This is a genomic window from Klebsiella sp. KP20-425-1, assembly GCF_025813515.1.
GTDB classification, from domain to species: domain Bacteria; phylum Pseudomonadota; class Gammaproteobacteria; order Enterobacterales; family Enterobacteriaceae; genus Klebsiella; species Klebsiella pneumoniae.
On sequence record NZ_CP109614.1, the window covers coordinates 2,726,562 to 2,743,367 of the forward strand.

The 16,806-nt window shown below is 56.7% G+C and carries 17 protein-coding genes; 13 read left to right on the plus strand and 4 right to left on the minus strand.

Translation table 11 applies throughout. From position 1 onward, the window contains the following. The 3 genes from asr (at window position 1) to OHJ17_RS13495 (ending at window position 2,301) form a co-directional block, all read left to right on the plus strand. On the plus strand, window positions 1–420 hold the full coding sequence (gene asr / locus OHJ17_RS13485; RefSeq protein WP_002903693.1) for an acid resistance repetitive basic protein Asr: 420 nt from the start codon (window positions 1–3) through the stop codon (window positions 418–420). Window positions 421–1,358: 938 nt separating this feature from the next. Continuing rightward, complete coding sequence (locus tag OHJ17_RS13490; RefSeq protein WP_002903687.1) at window positions 1,359–2,171, plus strand: trypsin-like serine peptidase; 813 nt, start codon at window positions 1,359–1,361, stop codon at window positions 2,169–2,171. A 13-nt stretch (window positions 2,172–2,184) separates the two neighbouring features. Next, entirely contained in the window at window positions 2,185–2,301 is a 117-nt protein-coding gene (locus OHJ17_RS13495; RefSeq protein WP_002903685.1) for a hypothetical protein, read from the plus strand. Between the two features lie 43 nt (window positions 2,302–2,344). Here the strand turns inward: OHJ17_RS13495 and kpnF are convergent, their stop codons facing one another. Further along, entirely contained in the window at window positions 2,345–2,674 is a 330-nt protein-coding gene (gene kpnF, locus OHJ17_RS13500) for a multidrug efflux SMR transporter subunit KpnF (RefSeq protein ID WP_002903683.1), read from the minus strand. Beyond that, window positions 2,661–3,023 carry a multidrug efflux SMR transporter subunit KpnE gene (kpnE, locus tag OHJ17_RS13505; RefSeq protein WP_002903681.1) on the minus strand — a complete coding sequence of 121 codons (363 nt, stop codon included), beginning with the start codon at window positions 3,021–3,023 and terminating at the stop codon, window positions 2,661–2,663. Before kpnE ends, kpnF begins: the two co-directional genes overlap by 14 nt. A 442-nt stretch (window positions 3,024–3,465) precedes the next feature. Here kpnE and OHJ17_RS13510 point away from each other — a divergent pair, with 442 nt between their 5' ends. From OHJ17_RS13510 to mdcH, 9 genes are all read left to right on the plus strand, one after another. Beyond that, window positions 3,466–4,500: an AI-2E family transporter gene (locus OHJ17_RS13510; RefSeq protein WP_002903679.1), complete on the plus strand. Its 1,035-nt coding sequence runs from the start codon at window positions 3,466–3,468 to the stop codon at window positions 4,498–4,500. A 224-nt stretch (window positions 4,501–4,724) separates the two neighbouring features. After that, window positions 4,725–6,380, plus strand: coding sequence for a malonate decarboxylase subunit alpha (mdcA, locus tag OHJ17_RS13515; RefSeq protein ID WP_004176297.1), 1,656 nt, complete (start codon window positions 4,725–4,727; stop codon window positions 6,378–6,380). Then, window positions 6,380–7,222 (plus strand): triphosphoribosyl-dephospho-CoA synthase, encoded by an 843-nt coding sequence (locus OHJ17_RS13520; protein ID WP_032433060.1) that lies wholly within the window; start codon window positions 6,380–6,382, stop codon window positions 7,220–7,222. Before mdcA ends, OHJ17_RS13520 begins: the two co-directional genes overlap by 1 nt. A gap of 17 nt (window positions 7,223–7,239) precedes the next feature. Further along, the gene (gene mdcC, locus OHJ17_RS13525) at window positions 7,240–7,539 is read left to right on the plus strand and encodes a malonate decarboxylase acyl carrier protein (RefSeq protein WP_004143106.1); all 300 of its coding nucleotides are present in this window, start codon (window positions 7,240–7,242) and stop codon (window positions 7,537–7,539) included. Continuing rightward, window positions 7,532–8,365 carry a biotin-independent malonate decarboxylase subunit beta gene (locus OHJ17_RS13530; protein WP_032105170.1) on the plus strand — a complete coding sequence of 278 codons (834 nt, stop codon included), beginning with the start codon at window positions 7,532–7,534 and terminating at the stop codon, window positions 8,363–8,365. The genes mdcC and OHJ17_RS13530 overlap by 8 nt, the downstream gene beginning before the upstream one ends. Continuing rightward, complete coding sequence (gene mdcE / locus OHJ17_RS13535; protein ID WP_004224637.1) at window positions 8,365–9,165, plus strand: biotin-independent malonate decarboxylase subunit gamma; 801 nt, start codon at window positions 8,365–8,367, stop codon at window positions 9,163–9,165. Before OHJ17_RS13530 ends, mdcE begins: the two co-directional genes overlap by 1 nt. Before the next feature lie 136 nt (window positions 9,166–9,301). Beyond that, window positions 9,302–10,261 carry an AEC family transporter gene (locus OHJ17_RS13540; RefSeq protein ID WP_004148291.1) on the plus strand — a complete coding sequence of 320 codons (960 nt, stop codon included), beginning with the start codon at window positions 9,302–9,304 and terminating at the stop codon, window positions 10,259–10,261. 3 nt (window positions 10,262–10,264) lie between these two features. Beyond that, window positions 10,265–10,882, plus strand: a complete 618-nt coding sequence (locus OHJ17_RS13545; protein ID WP_004152239.1) for a malonate decarboxylase holo-ACP synthase — start codon at window positions 10,265–10,267, stop codon at window positions 10,880–10,882. Further along, on the plus strand, window positions 10,882–11,784 hold the full coding sequence (gene mdcH, locus OHJ17_RS13550) for a malonate decarboxylase subunit epsilon (protein ID WP_038434949.1): 903 nt from the start codon (window positions 10,882–10,884) through the stop codon (window positions 11,782–11,784). Before OHJ17_RS13545 ends, mdcH begins: the two co-directional genes overlap by 1 nt. Here the strand turns inward: mdcH and OHJ17_RS13555 are convergent. Continuing rightward, entirely contained in the window at window positions 11,774–12,700 is a 927-nt protein-coding gene (locus OHJ17_RS13555) for a LysR family transcriptional regulator (RefSeq protein WP_002903632.1), read from the minus strand. The two genes, mdcH and OHJ17_RS13555, sit on opposite strands and share 11 nt — an antisense overlap. Before the next feature lie 602 nt (window positions 12,701–13,302). Between OHJ17_RS13555 and OHJ17_RS13560 the strand changes: the two genes are divergently transcribed. Further along, on the plus strand, window positions 13,303–14,931 hold the full coding sequence (locus OHJ17_RS13560) for a hypothetical protein (protein WP_009486295.1): 1,629 nt from the start codon (window positions 13,303–13,305) through the stop codon (window positions 14,929–14,931). 160 nt (window positions 14,932–15,091) lie between these two features. Here OHJ17_RS13560 and mqo read toward each other — a convergent pair whose 3' ends face one another. Continuing rightward, entirely contained in the window at window positions 15,092–16,702 is a 1,611-nt protein-coding gene (gene mqo / locus OHJ17_RS13565) for a malate dehydrogenase (quinone) (RefSeq protein WP_076750587.1), read from the minus strand. Window positions 16,703–16,806: the final 104 nt, after the last annotated feature.

Here is a 16,806-nt window from a genome sequence, read left to right on the forward strand (position 1 = left end):
ATGAAAAAAGTATTAGCTCTGGTCGTTGCCGCTGCTATGGGTCTCTCTTCCGCCGCTTTCGCTGCTGACGCAGTAAGCACCACTCAGGCACCGGCTGCCACCCACAGCACGGCTGCCAAGACCACCCATCACAAAAAACACCACAAAGCCGCGGCAAAACCGGCCGCAGAGCAGAAAGCTCAGGCTGCCAAAAAACACAAAAAAGCAGAAGCTAAACCAGCCGCTGCTCAGAAAGCCCAGGCCGCTAAAAAACACAAAAAAGTAGCAGCTAAACCAGCTGCTCCGCAGAAAGCTCAGGCGGCGAAAAAGCATCACAAAGCTGCGGCTAAACCGGCAGCCCAGAAAGCGCAGGCAGCGAAAAAACACCACAAAACCACTAAACACCAGGCCGCTAAACCGACTGCACAGCCGGCAGCATAATTCCTCCCGGTGAACCAACCTTCTTAATAATCGGCGCTGTTTCAGCGCCGTTTTTTCTGGAGAGCACTATGCTGCGGCGCTATCGTTTTGAGCTCATCCTGATCCTGCTAATTATATGCGCAGTGGTTGCAACCCGTTTTTTCCTCTCTTAATTATTTATCCCGCGCCCGCATTTTGCTGCTTCTACCAGCTTTTCATTAAAATGAATACCGTGCGGCTATCGCTGACCCGCTCCCCGCTTCCCATTATCCTGTGACTCTCTGCGGCGCAAAAAAATGTCCGGCGCCAGAAGACGCCAGACATGTTAGTCGTAATATATCGCACGCCTGGCCCTTGCCGGGTGGCGCGCCCATCACAATGCACGCACGGCTTCCATCACCAGATAGCCGGTCGCGCCCCAGATAGCGACTGAGACCAGGGAAACATAAACCAGTGCGCGAATACCTTTTTTAGACATAAGCCCTCCGAACGCAGGGGAAATAGAGTTCAGGCTATCATCGCCGGTACTACCTCTCTATTTACTCAACGGCAGGGCGACGGTAACAACGTTTTCGGTGAGAAAATGTTTCGCATTGAAAATAATTACGAGAGGCGTAAAGAAGTGCGAATTCCGGTGAAGATCTGGTGGGTAAAAGTATTATTTTTGGGCATTATGCTGACAAACCAGGAATAATCCCACGGATGAATTGCTGCATTATTAACCGAATTCAGTACGTTCTGATACATGAATTTTGTTGCGCAAGACGCCACTTTCTGCGGAAATAGCACAAGCAGAACACTGGTATTAACCGCTTGAAATCAGGAGGTTTTACCAGCGCCAGACCCCACCGCGCGCTGATGTGGTATACGGTTTGGCCTGTTTAGAATTATTGTTTACTTTCAAAAACTTAAATCTCCTGCTACTGTCAATAGACATCATAGCCTCCCCAGAGAGTGATATGCGTAGAGACGTTCTGTTATTACTGTGTTCATTTTATCTGTTACCTCTGGGCGCACATGCCGATGATAGCGGACTGAGCGCCAAAGATATTAAGACGTTGTTTTTCGGTCACGATGACCGCAAAGCGGTGAACCGCCCCGAGGAGAGTCCGTGGGACGCGATTGGCCAGCTGGAAACCGCCAGCGGCAATCTGTGTACGGCGACGCTCATCTCTCCGCATCTGGCGCTGACCGCGGGCCACTGTCTGTTAACGCCCCCGCGCGGCAAGCCGGACAAAGCGGTCGCCCTGCGCTTTATTTCCCGCAAGGGCAACTGGGTCTATGAGATCCACGGCATTGACGGGCGAGTCGATCCCAGCTTAGGCAGACGCCTGAAAGCCGATGGCGACGGCTGGATTGTCCCTTCCGCTGCGGCGCCGTCCGATTTTGGTCTGATCGTGCTGCGCTATGCTCCGTCTGGCATTACGCCGATCCCGCTCTTTCCGGGCAGCAAGGCCGATCTCACCGCCGCGCTGAAGGCGGCGGACCGTAAAGTTACCCAGTCTGGCTATCCTGAAGATCATCTCGATAATCTTTACAGCCACCAGGATTGCATCGTGACAGGGTGGGCGCAAACCAGCGTACTGTCGCATCAGTGTGACACCCTGCCTGGCGACAGCGGCTCGCCGCTGCTGCTGAAAACGGAGGACGGCTGGCAGGTGATCGCCGTGCAGAGTTCGGCCCCCGGCCCGCAGGATCGCTGGCGGGCGGACAATCGCGCCATTGCGGTGACTGGCTTTCGCGATAAGCTGGAGGCGCTTGCCGGTGAGTAATGGACCGAGGCCGGTGAAGAATATCATTATTGACATCGTCCTGGCGGAAATGATTTTCCGCCAGCCGAAAGCAGTGAACCTGCGCAGCCCTCAGCGTCACCTGACACAATTACAGCGGGGCCAGGCGTGAAGGAAGTTTCCATTTGCCGCCTGGCTTTGCAGGCGGCGAGACGTCAGGCGAGTTTAATTAACACCATGCCGGCTACCAGCAGGATAACCCCCGCCCAGCCTTTGTTATTCAGACGCTGACCAAACAGCACCCAGCCGGCGGCGATGGTCGCCGCGATACCGAAGCCGCCCCACAGCGCATAGGCGACCGAGAGATCGATCCCTTTAACCGCCTGCGACAGGGCGCTGAACGCGCCCAATACTGCCGCCAGGGACAGGATGCCGTAGATCTTGCGGCGGAAGCCGTCGGAAAACTTCAAAAAGACGTTGGCAATAATTTCCAGCACAATGGCGATTGCCAGCCAGGCGGCGTGGATCCACTCAAACTGCTGCATGGGCCACCTCCTGCTTGGAAGACGCTTTTTTCTGGGTGCCGGACTTAATTAAGACGATCCCTATCACCAGGGTGGTCAAGCCGGCTATTTTCAGCAGGGACAGACTCTCATCAAACAGCAGCACGCTGAACAGGGTAATCAGTAAAATACCGATCCCTTCCCACAACGCATAGGCCACACCGAGGGCAATCTTTTTAACCGCAAAGGCAAGAAAAATATATGACAGGGCAATCATGGCCAGCATTAAAATAAAGCCGGTGTGCCCGCCGCTCACGCTTGCCCATTTCATAGACAAGGTGCCGGTAATTTCAGCAATAATTGCTAAAGCTAATAAAATCCAATAAAACATGATCCCTTCTCCTGCTTGAGAATATAATCCATTACCGTTTACGCGAGACGTAAACAGGAAAATTTCTGACGTAGATATCGCTGTGCGCTTGGCGCCAGCTCAGGCAGAAAGAAGGTGACTATAGCGCCGAATGCCAGTGCTGTTCGCCGGCAAAACGGGAAAAAGTGAGGGATACTGCGGGGTGATTTAAAATATACATCCTGAACTGATTGTCCATAAAATTACAATTATCCGCGGTGTTGCTTCTCGTCCGGTGCGGATGAAAATTGTCCTCAGTAGTTAAACACAGGTAGATTTGTAGCATAGTGCTACATTTAATTCAAAGACTTTGCAATTCTTTACGCCGCGGTTTTTGTTCAATGCGTTTGTTCTGCAAAAAAGCGTCATTATGCTAATGTAACGCAACCTGTTAATAGGCAAGGAAGTTTGAGGTCGGGATCCTATGGCTAAACCCATTATTACACTTAACGGATTAAAGATGGTCATCATGTTGGGCATGCTGGTGATCATCCTTACCGGCATTCGCTTTGCGGCGGACATAATCGTCCCGTTTATCCTGGCGCTTTTTCTGGCGGTGATCATCAATCCTCTGGTCCAGCTACTGGTCCGCTGCCGGGTGCCGCGCGTGCTGGCGATCTCGCTACTGATTGGCCTGATTGTTATGTTAGCCATTGTGCTGCTGGCCTCGCTGGGGACCTCGCTCAACGAGCTGGCGCGCACCCTGCCGCAGTATCGCAACTATCTCTATGAGCCGATGCAAACCATCGCGCCCTGGCTGCAGCGTATGGGATTCACCGTTTCGGTGGTCGAGCTCAATAAGTACATCGACCCTAACGCCGTAATGACCCTGGTCACCAGCCTGCTCACTCAGCTGTCGAATGCCATGTCCTCTATTTTTCTGCTGCTGCTGACGGTGGTGTTTATGCTGCTGGAGGTGCCGCAGCTTCCCGCTAAGCTGCAGCAGTTAATGTCCAGACCAGTAGAAGGCATGGGCGCCATCCAGCGGGCCATCGACAGCGTATCGCATTATCTGGTGCTGAAAACTGCGATAAGCCTGATCACCGGCCTGGTGGTCTGGGGCATGCTGGTGCTGCTGGATGTGCGCTTCGCCTTTATGTGGGGGCTACTGGCCTTCGCGCTGAACTATATTCCCAATATCGGTTCCGTGCTGGCGGCCATTCCGCCGATCCTGCAGGTGCTGGTGTTCGGTGGTCTGTACGAGGCGCTGGTAGTGCTGGCCGGCTACCTGATCGTCAACCTGGTATTCGGCAATATTCTCGAACCTCGTATCATGGGGCGCGGGCTGGGCCTCTCGACGCTGGTGGTATTCCTGTCCTTAATCTTCTGGGGATGGTTGCTGGGTCCGGTTGGCATGCTGCTCTCGGTGCCGTTGACGATTATCGTCAAAATTGCCCTCGAGCAGACCAGCGGCGGGCAGAGTATCGCTTTCTTATTAAGCGATGTCAGTAAACAGTAGTCCTTCCGCAGGCCGGCGAAGCGCCGGCCTGCTCCCTGCCCTACACTCTCTCCGTAGACCACTACGCCTTATGTATTATTGATCCGCATCACAAACGTTGCGGCGAAATCGTTACTCTGATGCTAACGATCGGCCACCGCGCTTAATTGATGCTCATAGCCTCGCGTCGCACACTAATCTCCACCAGGACAAACAAAACGATTTGTCGAATCAGGAGGTTATTAATGAATGCCGAACAAACGACGGGGCGGGTCTGGAACCGTCGCCGAACGGAAAAACAGCGGCGGCTGGCCGAGGCGAACATGCCAGGTAAGGTCATCCCGACTGACCAGTTGGTCAGCGTACTGGAAAACCTGCTCGCCCCCGGCGACCGGGTTGTGCTGGAAGGCAACAACCAGAAACAGGCCGATTTCCTCTCGCGCATGCTGGCGGAAGTTAATCCGCAAAAAATCCACGACCTGCATATGATTATGCCCAGCGTCGGGCGCAGCGAGCATCTGGACCTGTTTGAAAAAGGTATTGCCCGCAAGCTGGATTTCTCTTTCTCCGGCACCCAGAGCCTGCGTATCTCGCAGCTGCTGGAAGATGGCCTGCTCGAAATCGGCGCCATCCATACCTATATCGAACTCTACTCGCGCCTGTACGTCGATCTGTCGCCAAACGTCGCGCTGATTGCCGGCTATAAAGCTGACCGCAAAGGCAACCTGTATACCGGACCGAGTACCGAAGATACCCCGGCGCTGGTGGAAGCCGCCGCCTTCCACGACGGCATTGTGATAGCCCAGGTCAACGAACTGGTGGACGACGAATGCGATCTGCCGCGCGTCGATATTCCCGGCTCGTGGATCGATTACGTGGTGGTTGCCGACAAGCCGTTCTTTATCGAACCGCTCTTCACCCGCGATCCGCGCCTGATTAAGCAAGAACACATACTGATGGCGATGATGGCGATCAAGGGCATCTATGCGGAACATCAGGTGCAGTCGCTTAACCACGGTATCGGCTTTAATACCGCCGCCATCGAGTTGCTGTTGCCGACCTATGGCGAGCAGCTCGGCCTGAAAGGCAAAATCTGTAAACACTGGACCCTGAATCCGCATCCAACCTTAATCCCGGCCATCGAGAGCGGCTGGGTGGAGAGCGTGCACTGCTTCGGCGGCGAACTGGGGATGGAAGAGTACATCCGCGCCCGCCCGGATATCTTCTTTACCGGCCCGGATGGCTCGATGCGCTCTAACCGCGCCTTCTGCCAGCTGGCGGGCCAGTACGCGGTAGATATGTTCATTGGTTCAACCCTGCAGGTAGATGGTCTGGCTAACTCCTCGACCGTCACCCGCGGCCGTCTTTCCGGCTTCGGCGGCGCGCCGAACATGGGCCACGACCCGCACGGTCGCCGCCACGCCACCCCGGCATGGCTCAATATGATCACCGAGCCGGACCCGATGCAGCGCGGGAAAAAGCTGGTGGTGCAGATGGTCGAAACCTTCCAGGCCGGCGTGAAACCAACCTTCGTTGAGACGCTGGATGCAGTTGAGGTGGCGAAAACCTCCGGCATGCCGCTGGCGCCGGTAATGATTTATGGTGATGACGTCACCCACGTCCTGACCGAAGAGGGTATCGCCTACCTGTACCGTGCGGAGAGCCTTGAAGAGCGCCGGGCGATGGTCGCCGCGGTGGCCGGGATCACCGATATCGGCCTTGGTGTGGACGCCAAACGCGTCGCCGCGCTGCGTCAGAGCGGCAAAGTGGTCTACCCGGAAGATCTCGGGATTCGCCGCAGCGATGCCACCCGCTCCCTGCTGGCCGCCGGCAGCGTCGCCGACCTGGTGGAGTGGTCCGACGGACTGTACAACCCACCGGCAAAATTCCGGAGCTGGTAATGAAAAATCTCTCCCCCCTGCACGCAGAAAGCCGCGTCAGCTGGCTGGCGCATACCGCCAGCGCCTGTCTGATTGACGAAGCCCGTCTGAGCCCGAAACCGGGTCTGGTGGATAGCCGCGGCAACGGCGCGCATCAGGACCTGAATCTGGCGCTGATGGAGCGCTCCGCCCGCAGCCTGCAGCCGACCTTTCACGCGCTGGCCGAGCAAAGCTGGCGTCGCCCGGCGGACATCGCCCTGCGCGAAACCGTCGGCCGCCTTGGCCGCGAAGGCGAAGCGCAGATGATGCTGGCGACGGGTGGGGTTAACACCCACCGCGGCGCTATCTGGGCGCTAGGCCTGCTGGTCAGCGCGGTGGCGATGTTGGGTGGAGAGGGTCAGTCACAGGCGATCGCCGACGCCGCCGCCGCCCTCGCCCGCCTGCCCGACGGCTTCGCGCCGAAAAGCTTTAGTAAAGGGCTTCGCGCCAGCCGCCGCTGGCAGGTGCCAGGCGCCCGCGAGGAAGCGCAGTGTGGTTTCCCGCATATCACCCGCCTGGCGCTGCCGCAACTACAGCAAAGCCGGGCGCGAGGCGCCAGTGAGCCGCAGGCGCAGCTTGATGCGCTGATGGCCATCATGACCTCGCTGAGCGATACCTGCGTGCTGTCGCGCGCCGGTATGGCCGGGCTGCAGGCCATGCAGCAAGGCGCTTGCGAGGTGCTGGCGGCTGGCGGTTGCGCCAGTTTCGTCGGGCGCGCCGCCCTGGCCCGCCTGGACGCAATCATGCTGGCGCAAAACGCCTCGCCGGGAGGCGCCGCCGATCTCCTTGCCGCCACCCTGTTTCTCGACAGAGTTGGCGGCTAACGCATTCAGAGGATGTTATGGAACAGATTACATTGTCATTTCCTGCCAGCCGCGCCCTGAGCGGCCGAGCGCTGGCAGGAGTCGTGGGTTCAGGCGATATGGAAGTACTTTATACCGCCGCACAGAGCGCCACGCTCAACGTACAGATCACCACCTCAGTGGATAACAGCCAGGCGCGCTGGCAGGCGCTGTTCGACAGGCTGAACCTGATCAACGGCCTGCCCGCCGGGCAGTTGATTATCCACGACTTCGGCGCCACGCCGGGCGTCGCTCGTATTCGTATTGAACAAGTATTTGAGGAGGCCGCTCATGCGTAACGATCGCAGCTTTATCGAACTGCGCGCTCGCGAACGCGCCCACGCTCTGCTGGACGACGGCAGCTACCGCGAACTGCTGGATCCGTTTGAAGGCATTATGTCGCCGTGGCTCGGCGCCCAGGGCATCGTCCCGCAGTCCGACGACGGTATGGTGGTCGCCAAAGGCACGATCAACGGCCAGCCTGCGGTGGTGATTGCCATCGAGGGCACCTTCCAGGGCGGCAGTATGGGCGAAGTGTCCGGCGCCAAAATGGCCGCCGCGCTGGAGCTGGCGGCGGAAGATAACCGCAACGGTATCCCGACGCAGGCGGTGCTGTGCCTCGAAACCGGCGGCGTACGTCTGCAGGAGGCCAACCTCGGTCTGGCCGCCATCGCTGATATTCACGCGGCGATTGTCGATCTGCGCCGCTACACGCCGGTAGTCGGCATCATCGCCGGCACCGTCGGCTGCTTTGGCGGTATGTCTATCGCCGCCGCGCTGTGCAGTTACCTTATCGTCACTCGTGAAGCCCGTCTCGGCCTCAACGGCCCGCAGGTTATCGAGCAGGAAGCCGGCATTGAAGAGTACGACTCCCGCAACCGGCCGTTTATCTGGAGCATGACCGGCGGCGAAATTCGCGCCGCCAGCGGACTGGTCGACGCGCTGGTTAACGATGGCGTTAACGCCGTTAAAACCGCAATGAATGAGGCGATCGCCAAAGGCGTACCGGTACAGCACCGCAGCGACAACTATGACGATTATCTGCGTCGCTTGAGCCAGTTCGACACCCGCCAGCAGGCGGATACCGCGCAGATTAAACAGCTTTTTGCCCGGGAGGATAAATAATGAGTCAGTTCCCAAACCGCGCCGCGCTGTGGCTGAACAAACTGGCGCCCGACGCGCCGCTGATGAGCGGCCTGTGCCCTTCCGTCCAGGTGGCAGACGGCCAGATTAATGGCGAAAACGTGCGTTTTATCGCCGTGGTCCCGGATGCTAACAACCACTACCCGCGCGCCGCCGGCGGCGAAGTTGGCCTGCTGGAAGGCTGGACGCTGGCGAAAGTGGTTAATGAAACCATTGCCGCCGACGCCGACCAGCCAGTCAAACGGCCGATCGTCGCCGTGATCGATGTGCCAAGCCAGGCCTATGGCCGCCGCGAAGAAGCTTTCGGCATTCACCAGGCGCTGGCCGGGGCGGCTGGCGCTTATGCCAAAGCCCGTTTGGCCGGCCACCCGGTAATTGGCCTGATCGTCGGCAAAGCGATGTCCGGGGCGTTTCTGGCCCACGGCTACCAGGCCAACCGCCTGATCGCCTTTAACGATAGCGGCGTGCTGGTCCACGCGATGGGTAAAGCGTCGGCGGCGCGCATTACGCTGCGTACCGTAGAGGCGCTGGAGAAACTGGCGGCTACCATTCCGCCAATGGCCTACGACGTCAGCAACTATGCGACGCTCGGCCTGCTCTCCGCCCTGCTGGATATTAATAATCCGGATGCCCCTGACGACCACGATCTGTCGTTGGTCAGCAACACGCTGCGCGACGCCATCGCTGATGCGCGCACCGATGCCTCACTGAAGTGCCGCCTGGGCGCGGAAAACCGCCGCAGCTCGCAGCTGGTCCGCGATCGCATGCGCGCCAGCTGGTAAGACGTTCGTACGTAAGTAGTAGAAGAAAACCTGCCGGAAGCCGTCCCCCGGAGCGCGTAATAACCGCGCCGGGTAGGGACGGCTTTTAGAAAAAATAACAATCGCGCCAGTACTCTATCTTATTTACAGGTGATTTATGACTTATGTGATTATTCATGCTCTTGCCCCGATTTTCGTTATCATGCTGCTGGGCTTCTGGGCCGGTAAGGCCGGGATGGTAGATAACAAAAACGTCTCGCTGCTTAATATTTTTGTAATGGATTTTGCCTTACCCGCCACGCTGTTTAGCGCGACGGTACAAACGCCGTGGGCCGGGATCGTCGCCCAGTCGCCGCTGGTGCTGGTGTTGACCGGCGCGATGTGGATCACCTATGCCGCGATCTACTTCCTCGCCACCAGCGTGTTCAAACGCACGCCGCAGGATGCCGCGGTGCTGACCCTCACCGTCGCCCTGCCAAACTATGCCGCGTTAGGTCTGCCGATCCTCGGCAGCGTGCTGGGTGAAGGCGCGTCAACCTCACTGTCGGTGGCGGTCTCTATCGCCTGCGGCTCGGTGCTGATGACCCCGTTCTGCCTGCTGATTCTGGAACGTGAAAAAGCCCGCGCCGCGGGAGAAAACAGCGGTTCTACGCTGGCGATGCTGCCGGTGCTGATGTGGCGTTCGGTGAAAAAACCGATCGTCTGGGGCCCGCTGCTTGGGGTGGTGCTTTCCGCGATCGGCATTAAAATGCCGGACCTGCTGCTGGCGTCGATCAAACCGCTGGGCCTGGCCGCCACCGCCGCCGCGCTGTTCCTCACCGGGGTGATCCTGTCGGCGCGTAAACTGCAGCTCAATGCGCTGATCGCTACATCAACCATCGTGAAACTGCTGGTGCAGCCGTTTATTGCCTGGGGTCTGGTGATGTTACTTGGGCTGCACGGTTCCATTGCCATTACCGCGATCCTGATGATAGCCCTGGCCGCCGGCTTCTTCGGCGTGGTCTTCGGCAACCGCTTCGGCGTCCAGTCTCCGGATGCTGAAGCCGTGCTGCTGTTGAGCTCGGTTCTGTGTATCCTGTCGCTACCGCTGTTTATCTCTTTGACTTCAGGACTGTAAACCATGTCAGCAACGCCGCGTCCCCATGATCTAGTTTGGTTAAACCACGCCAGCGCCCTGGAAGACATTGCCGAGCCGTGGGTGGCTCAGCAGTGGCGAGCCGCGCTGCCGGTGGTGGTGAGGCGCGACGTTGACGACCAGGCCCGCGTCCCGGTTGGGGTGCGGGGCATGAAGCGCGAGCAGCGCGCCGCCGGCTGGGTACAGGCGCGCAATATCGTGCGCAGCGTCACCCCGGAGATGCTTGTTGATCGTGAGGTCTTACTCCATTCGCCTTTTGTCTCGCAGCCGCCGGTCCAGGGGGCTATCGCCCTCACCTTACACCGCTGGCCCTGGGGCTGGGGCGTCACCGGCAGTACCGGCTACGCGCTGGCAACCGAGATCCCGGTGCTGCATGCGGCCAGCGATCTGGATCTGCTGATCCGCGCGCCACAGCCGCTGGACCGCGAGGCGCTGCTGGAATGGCAGACCCGGGTGGCCCAACTCCCATGCCGCGCTGATACCCAGGTCGAAACGCCGTACGGCGCCTTCGCCCTTAATGAATGGCTGCGCGACGGGCGCGCGCTGCTGAAAACGTCCCGCGGCGCGCGCTTAACCGCGACGCCGTGGCACAGGGAGGAATAATGAAGATTTTATTTACCTTTCCCGGTCAGGGCGGCCAGCGTCCCGGCATGCTGGCGATGATCCCCGATCGCGAGGCGATCCTCACCCAGGCGCGCGCCGTGCTGGGGGATGAAGTCGCTACTCTCGATAGCGCCGACGCGCTACAACACACCCGTGCGGTCCAGCTCTGTCTGCTGATCGCCGGTGTCGCCTGGGCGCGCGAGCTACAGCGTCAGGGCGTGGATCCGCAGATGGTCAGCGGCCTGTCCATCGGCGCGTTTCCGGCCGCGGTGATTGCCGGCGCGCTCGATTTCGCCAGCGCGCTGCGGCTGGTAGCCCTGCGCGGGGACTTAATGGAACAGGCGTATCCTGAAGGTTACGGACTGACGGCGATTATGGGCCTGACCCGCCCGCGGATTGAAGCCCTGCTGCAGGGCCACGAGGTTTATCTCGCCAACCTGAACGCCGAAACGCAGTTCGTGATTGCGGGCCGTGATGAGGCAATGGCCGAGGTGGCGCAGCTGGCGCTGCGGGCTGGCGCCAGTATAGCCCAGCGGCTGGCGGTCAGCGTGCCCTCGCACTGCGCGCTGCTGGATAAACCCGCCGCTGAGCTGGCGAAAGCTTTTGCCGGCGCCAGCTTAAGGCGCCCACGGTGCGCCTATTTAAGCGGCTCGACGGCGCGCGTGCTGTGGGATCCGCAGCGGATCGCCGACGATCTGGCGATGAACATGGCGCGCCCGGTCCACTGGCAGGAGGCGATGGTCGCCGCCGATGAGCGCGATGCGCGCTTAGCCATTGAGATGCCGCCCGGCGGGGTGCTCACCTGCCTGACCCGCCAGGCGGGCTGGCGCGGGGAGACCATTGCGCTGGAGCGCAGCGGCCTGGACGTCGCCCGCCATCTGGCGCAGCGGCTTAGCGATTAATACTGCGGGCGTACATGCGCCCTTCCGCCGCCAGCGCCAGCAGGTCGGCATCGCGCTCGCGATGGTGCGAATAGACGATAGAGATCAGCTGGCGCATCTGGTAGGGTTCCGCCAGCTTTAGCAGCTGTACATCCTTCTCATAAACTTTCTTCATCCGCCCCGGCAGCAGGGCAAAACCGACGCCAGCCTGCACCAGGCTAATCATCGAGAAAATATCATTCACCCGGGTGACGATCTCCGGCTCGAAGCCGGCGATGTGGAATGCTTCCCGGAATCCGGCATAGGTGGCGAACCCCTCCGCCAGCGAAACAAACTTGCGGTCGGCGTAATCGCGCAGATCGGCGAGCCGTGAGGCATCCAGCCGTTCGGTCGCCGGGGCGGCGAGAAAAATATCGTCCTCAAACAGCGGCACCACGTCGAAAGCGGTATTATTGAACTCCCCTTCGTTGGTGGCGATCAGGATGGCATCGAGGGCATCGTCTTCCAGCATATCCAGCAGCATCTGATTTGAACCCATCGTCAGGTCCAGCTCCAGCTCCGGGCGACGCAGCTTCATCCCCATAATGATGCGCGGAACGGTTTCCAGGGTCAGCGAATAGAGGGTACCGATGCGCAACCGCCCCTGACCGACGCCTGCAACCTTGCGCGTCGCCTCGAGCCCGCGGTTCATCAGACTTATCACATCCTGGCAGTATTCAAGCAGCGTCCACGCCGCCTGCAGCGGCAGCAGGTTGCGCCCTTTGTGGACAAACAGCGGGCAGCCCACCCCCTCTTCCAGGGTATGCAGCGCGCGGTGAACGCTGACGCTGCTGAGTTTCATCGCTTCGGCGGTTCTGGCGATATTACCTTTCGCCATAAACATCATAAAGACCGACAGCTTGCGGAAGGTGATCTCCTGGTTAATATCCTCTTGCATGGCCCTTCCACACTCCTGGTTTAATTTTCTTATTTCAATTCAAACCAGTATAACAATAACCACGAAAACTATTTTGATTGCGACCACTATTGTCGACCGATGCCACCAGCAACCAAAAAAATCACGTATCACCTTGTGAATTTAATCAGTTGTCCGCCGATCATCGGACCGCAATCGGCGTAATCACTTTCACGATACGCAGATATGGGCAAAAAAACGCGCGCTCTCGCCCGCACCAGCCTTAACACGGAGCAGGTGCCCAGTGCCTGTAAAACACGACAGCCGGTCGCTTATCGGGCCCATACCAGCTGTACGTACGCAAAACCATCAGAAATCCGGTGATAATGAGATCGGCTTCGCCGACAATTGCGTGGCCAACATCGGCATTACTGGCAAGGAGATATCAATAGATACTAAGGTGAAGACTATCAGGCCGCTCAAAATCAAGTTAAAGATAATCTTTTAATAAGGTTGACCTTAATTTTCGTCCCGGACAGGCGGTTATGTAAATAACGAAAATAATGAGGTTGAGCCTTTCCCGGAAACGACTGCTTCAGACATTGTACAGTACCATCAAAAACGGGGATGTGGGTTGGGTATGAATGTTGTATGATGCCGGCAAGGATAGCCGCTTAAACATTGAGGGATTAATGATGGCAGTTTACAAGCTTAGTACACGAATAAGATCTAATGTTCCAACAGATTCTTTGCTTTATGACCTGTGTATTTATCGTATGGACTCTCGCAGGAATAAATATTCCCTGATAGATGTGAAGCAACAGCCATTTTCTGGAACTTATGAAACACAAACTCACATGACAGGAAATGTAGATGAGTCACTCTCGACAATTTATATTATGGAAATGAATCTTTACCGCAAAACCATGTTGCATACGGTCTGTGTGACCCCCGTTCCATTCACTAAAATGTACACACTTGAAGCCTTTGCATCAGGCAACGCCTGGTCTTCGGTAAAGCGAGAGAACCTCTGTTATTTTGAGACAAAAGGCACAATGAAGCCTGCAAGCGAGGGTGGGGAAACAAAGGAGATAAGAATTACTATTCCTGAACGTCCATTTATTGCGCGAGAGTATCCCATAGGTTCACCGCAAGATCCGTTTAAAAAAAAGAAGATAGAATCAGAAATTCAGGACAGATTCTATAATCTCTCATATCCTTCTCAGTCCGGAGCGAGCGTGTGCGGCCCTGCTGCATTCTTTTACTGTCTGCAACAAGACCGTCCTGATGTATATGCCCAGGCCGCCAGGGAACTGTGGCGATATGGAAAAACTAAAATAGGCGCACTGACAATCTCACCAGGAGAGGGATGTAGACATCCAACGGGTATGTTTTTTACCAGTGATGGGCAGCCAAGAATATTAGGACTAGACTGGATAACGCTTGCTGGCCTGAGGGATTCAGAGAATGCAGCGCTGAGCTTCGATGCTCTCGATTCTCCAGTGGCAGGTATCACCATGTGGCCCACACTAGCGGAATGGTTTGAAAAAGCAGGTTATGAAATGGTCTTTAGTAATGTAGGAATCACTCAAGCTGGTGTCCAAGGAATCCGAGATTTAAATAGGTATGTAGCGCAAGGCTTTAAAGTCGTCACATTAATAAATGACGGACTGCTCGAAGGCAGTACAAATAACACAACGTTACCTACACACTGGGTTGTATGGGATAGTTCTGTAACACAAGACGATAATGGATATGTTAATTTAAAATTATTTTCTTGGGGCCGTTCAACTTACTGGATAAAAAAGGGAAAAGATGTGCGTTTTTTTTCTCAACAGATTCTTTGGGGGAATGGTTTTCAAGCCATTGAAGTGATTATGAAAAAATTGAGCGTTGTATGTATTACCTCTTTATTGTCAGCTTGTGTTTTACATGCTGACGTTACTCCATATGGTAGCTCACTTGCTGATGCAGCAGTTGGGAAAGCTTATTCCAGTGAAATAATAATAAAGGGAGGCGCCGTATCAGCTTTAGATGAAAACGGGAAGGAAAGATTTGTAGGTGAAATAACCCCATCCGACACCGGATTAACTTTGAGTTATTGTAATGATTCTCCTGCGCATAATTGTGTCAGGGTGCAGGGAGTACCCGTAAAACATGGGATCGTCACCATACGAATATCAGGCGGACTGTTTGGTACAAATGTAGCGACAGGCGGAGAATTTGATAAAACCTATACGATTAGGATTAAGAATTCAGAAGATTCTTCTTAAGATATTTTATGAGGTGCTGTTGCCATCATGCATCAAAATACCTTGCCCCCAGGTAATTAACAAAATAACCAGGAAGTTCAATAATTATCGAAATCCAAACTGATGCCAGTCGCAAAGGGAAGACCATGGTCTTCCCTTTTGTTCACTGTCGAGTTTGCTTTTACAGCGCCATATCGTGCTGCGGCGAGGCCTCGCGCGGCGTCTCTGCCGGCTTGGCGGTCGCGGTAGGCGCAGCCGCTGGCATCTGGATCACCGGCGGTTTCGTCAGCTGCAGGGTCGCAGCGGTGTCATCCCAAACCTGCTGGGTCAGCGCCACGTTACCGTTCAGCTTCTGGCCGTAGCTCGGCACAATAGCGTGAATGCGGCTCTGCCACTCCGGCGAGTTAAACTGCTGCGGGAACATCTGCTTGAGCACGTTCAGGGTGATCGGCGCGGCGGTGGAAGCCCCCGGCGAAGCGCCGAGCAGCGCGGAAATGGTTTTCTGCTGATCGACCACCACTTCGGTACCGAGCTTCAGCACGCCGCCCTTCTCTGCGTCTTTCTTGATGATCTGTACGCGCTGGCCGGCCTGGATCAGTTTCCAGTCTTCTTTACGCGCGTCCGGGTAGTACTCTTTCAGCGCAGCGAAACGGTCATCATCGCTGAGCATCACCTGGCTAACCAGGTATTTCACCAGATCGAAGTTGTCGAGACCGACGTGGGTCATCGGCAGCACGTTATTGGTGGTGGTAGTGCTGAGCAGGTCGAAGAACGAACCATTTTTCAGGAACTTGGTCGAGAAGGTGGCGAATGGCCCGAACAGCACCACGCGCTTACCGTCGAGGTAACGAGCGTCAAGGTGCGGCACCGACATCGGCGGCGCGCCGACTGAAGCCTGGCCATACACTTTCTCCAGGTGCTGCGCAGTGACCGCCGGGTTCTCGGTCATCAGGAACGAGCCGCCCACCGGGAAGCCGGCATAGTTGTCCGCTTCCGGGATACCGGTTTTTTGCAGCAGCTTCAACGCGCCGCCGCCGGCGCCGATAAAGACGTATTTGGCGTCAATAGTCTGCGCTTCCCCGCTCTGCACATTCTTAATCGTTACGTGCCAGGAGTTGTCGGCATTACGTTTGAAATCCGTTACCTCAGAGGAGGTCTGCAGGGTGAAGTGGTTATTTTTCTTCAGGCTGCCGATCAGCTGGCGAGTGATTTCGCCGTAGTTGACATCGGTACCCACCGGCGTCCAGGTGGCTGCCACTTTCTGCTGCGGATCGCGGCCTTCCATCACCAGCGGCGCCCACTGTTTAATTTGCGCGTGATCGGTGGAGAATTTCATCCCCTGGAATAAGGTGGTCTGCTGCAGCGCGTTATAACGCTTCTGCAGATAATCCACATTATCACCCCAGACGAAGCTCATATGCGGCGTGGAATTAATAAACGAGTGCGGATCGTGCAAAATACCGCGTTTCACCTGTGCCGACCAGAACTGACGGGAAATCATAAACTGCTCGTTAATATCGAGCGCTTTGCTGACGTCAATCGACCCGTCCGCCCGCTCCGGCGTATAGTTCAGCTCCATATTCGCCGAGTGGCCAGTACCGGCATTATTCCAGCCGTTGGAAGACTCCAGCGCCACGCCGTCCAGTTTCTCCACCATGGTCAGATCCCAGTCCGGCTGCAGCGCCTGCAGCCAGGTGCCGAGCGAGGCGCTCATGATCCCGCCGCCAATCAGCAGGAAGTCGGTTTTTTTCGAGGTATCCGCTTCAGCATGCGTCGCCGCGCTGACGAACATCGCTAATGCGGTTAAGGAAATAATCGTTTTTTTCATTGCAGGCATAATAGAATTATCACGTAGCACACGGTCATAAGAGGCAGCATATTAACGCACTTTTACTT

What these genes read in the sequence shown, in the direction of transcription:
- kpnF (WP_002903683.1), bottom strand. Translation starts at nt 2,674, where the DNA reads ATGCAGCAGTTTGAGTGGATCCACGCCGCCTGGCTGGCAATCGCCATT.
- OHJ17_RS13560 (WP_009486295.1), top strand. Translation starts at nt 13,303, where the DNA reads ATGTTGTATGATGCCGGCAAGGATAGCCGCTTAAACATTGAGGGATTA.
- asr (WP_002903693.1), top strand. Translation starts at nt 1, where the DNA reads ATGAAAAAAGTATTAGCTCTGGTCGTTGCCGCTGCTATGGGTCTCTCT.
- kpnE (WP_002903681.1), bottom strand. Translation starts at nt 3,023, where the DNA reads ATGTTTTATTGGATTTTATTAGCTTTAGCAATTATTGCTGAAATTACC.
- OHJ17_RS13520 (WP_032433060.1), top strand. Translation starts at nt 6,380, where the DNA reads ATGAAAAATCTCTCCCCCCTGCACGCAGAAAGCCGCGTCAGCTGGCTG.
- OHJ17_RS13545 (WP_004152239.1), top strand. Translation starts at nt 10,265, where the DNA reads ATGTCAGCAACGCCGCGTCCCCATGATCTAGTTTGGTTAAACCACGCC.
- mqo (WP_076750587.1), bottom strand. Translation starts at nt 16,702, where the DNA reads ATGTTCGTCAGCGCGGCGACGCATGCTGAAGCGGATACCTCGAAAAAA.
- OHJ17_RS13490 (WP_002903687.1), top strand. Translation starts at nt 1,359, where the DNA reads ATGCGTAGAGACGTTCTGTTATTACTGTGTTCATTTTATCTGTTACCT.
- mdcA (WP_004176297.1), top strand. Translation starts at nt 4,725, where the DNA reads ATGAATGCCGAACAAACGACGGGGCGGGTCTGGAACCGTCGCCGAACG.
- mdcC (WP_004143106.1), top strand. Translation starts at nt 7,240, where the DNA reads ATGGAACAGATTACATTGTCATTTCCTGCCAGCCGCGCCCTGAGCGGC.
- mdcH (WP_038434949.1), top strand. Translation starts at nt 10,882, where the DNA reads ATGAAGATTTTATTTACCTTTCCCGGTCAGGGCGGCCAGCGTCCCGGC.
- OHJ17_RS13510 (WP_002903679.1), top strand. Translation starts at nt 3,466, where the DNA reads ATGGCTAAACCCATTATTACACTTAACGGATTAAAGATGGTCATCATG.
- OHJ17_RS13555 (WP_002903632.1), bottom strand. Translation starts at nt 12,700, where the DNA reads ATGCAAGAGGATATTAACCAGGAGATCACCTTCCGCAAGCTGTCGGTC.
- OHJ17_RS13530 (WP_032105170.1), top strand. Translation starts at nt 7,532, where the DNA reads ATGCGTAACGATCGCAGCTTTATCGAACTGCGCGCTCGCGAACGCGCC.
- mdcE (WP_004224637.1), top strand. Translation starts at nt 8,365, where the DNA reads ATGAGTCAGTTCCCAAACCGCGCCGCGCTGTGGCTGAACAAACTGGCG.
- OHJ17_RS13540 (WP_004148291.1), top strand. Translation starts at nt 9,302, where the DNA reads ATGACTTATGTGATTATTCATGCTCTTGCCCCGATTTTCGTTATCATG.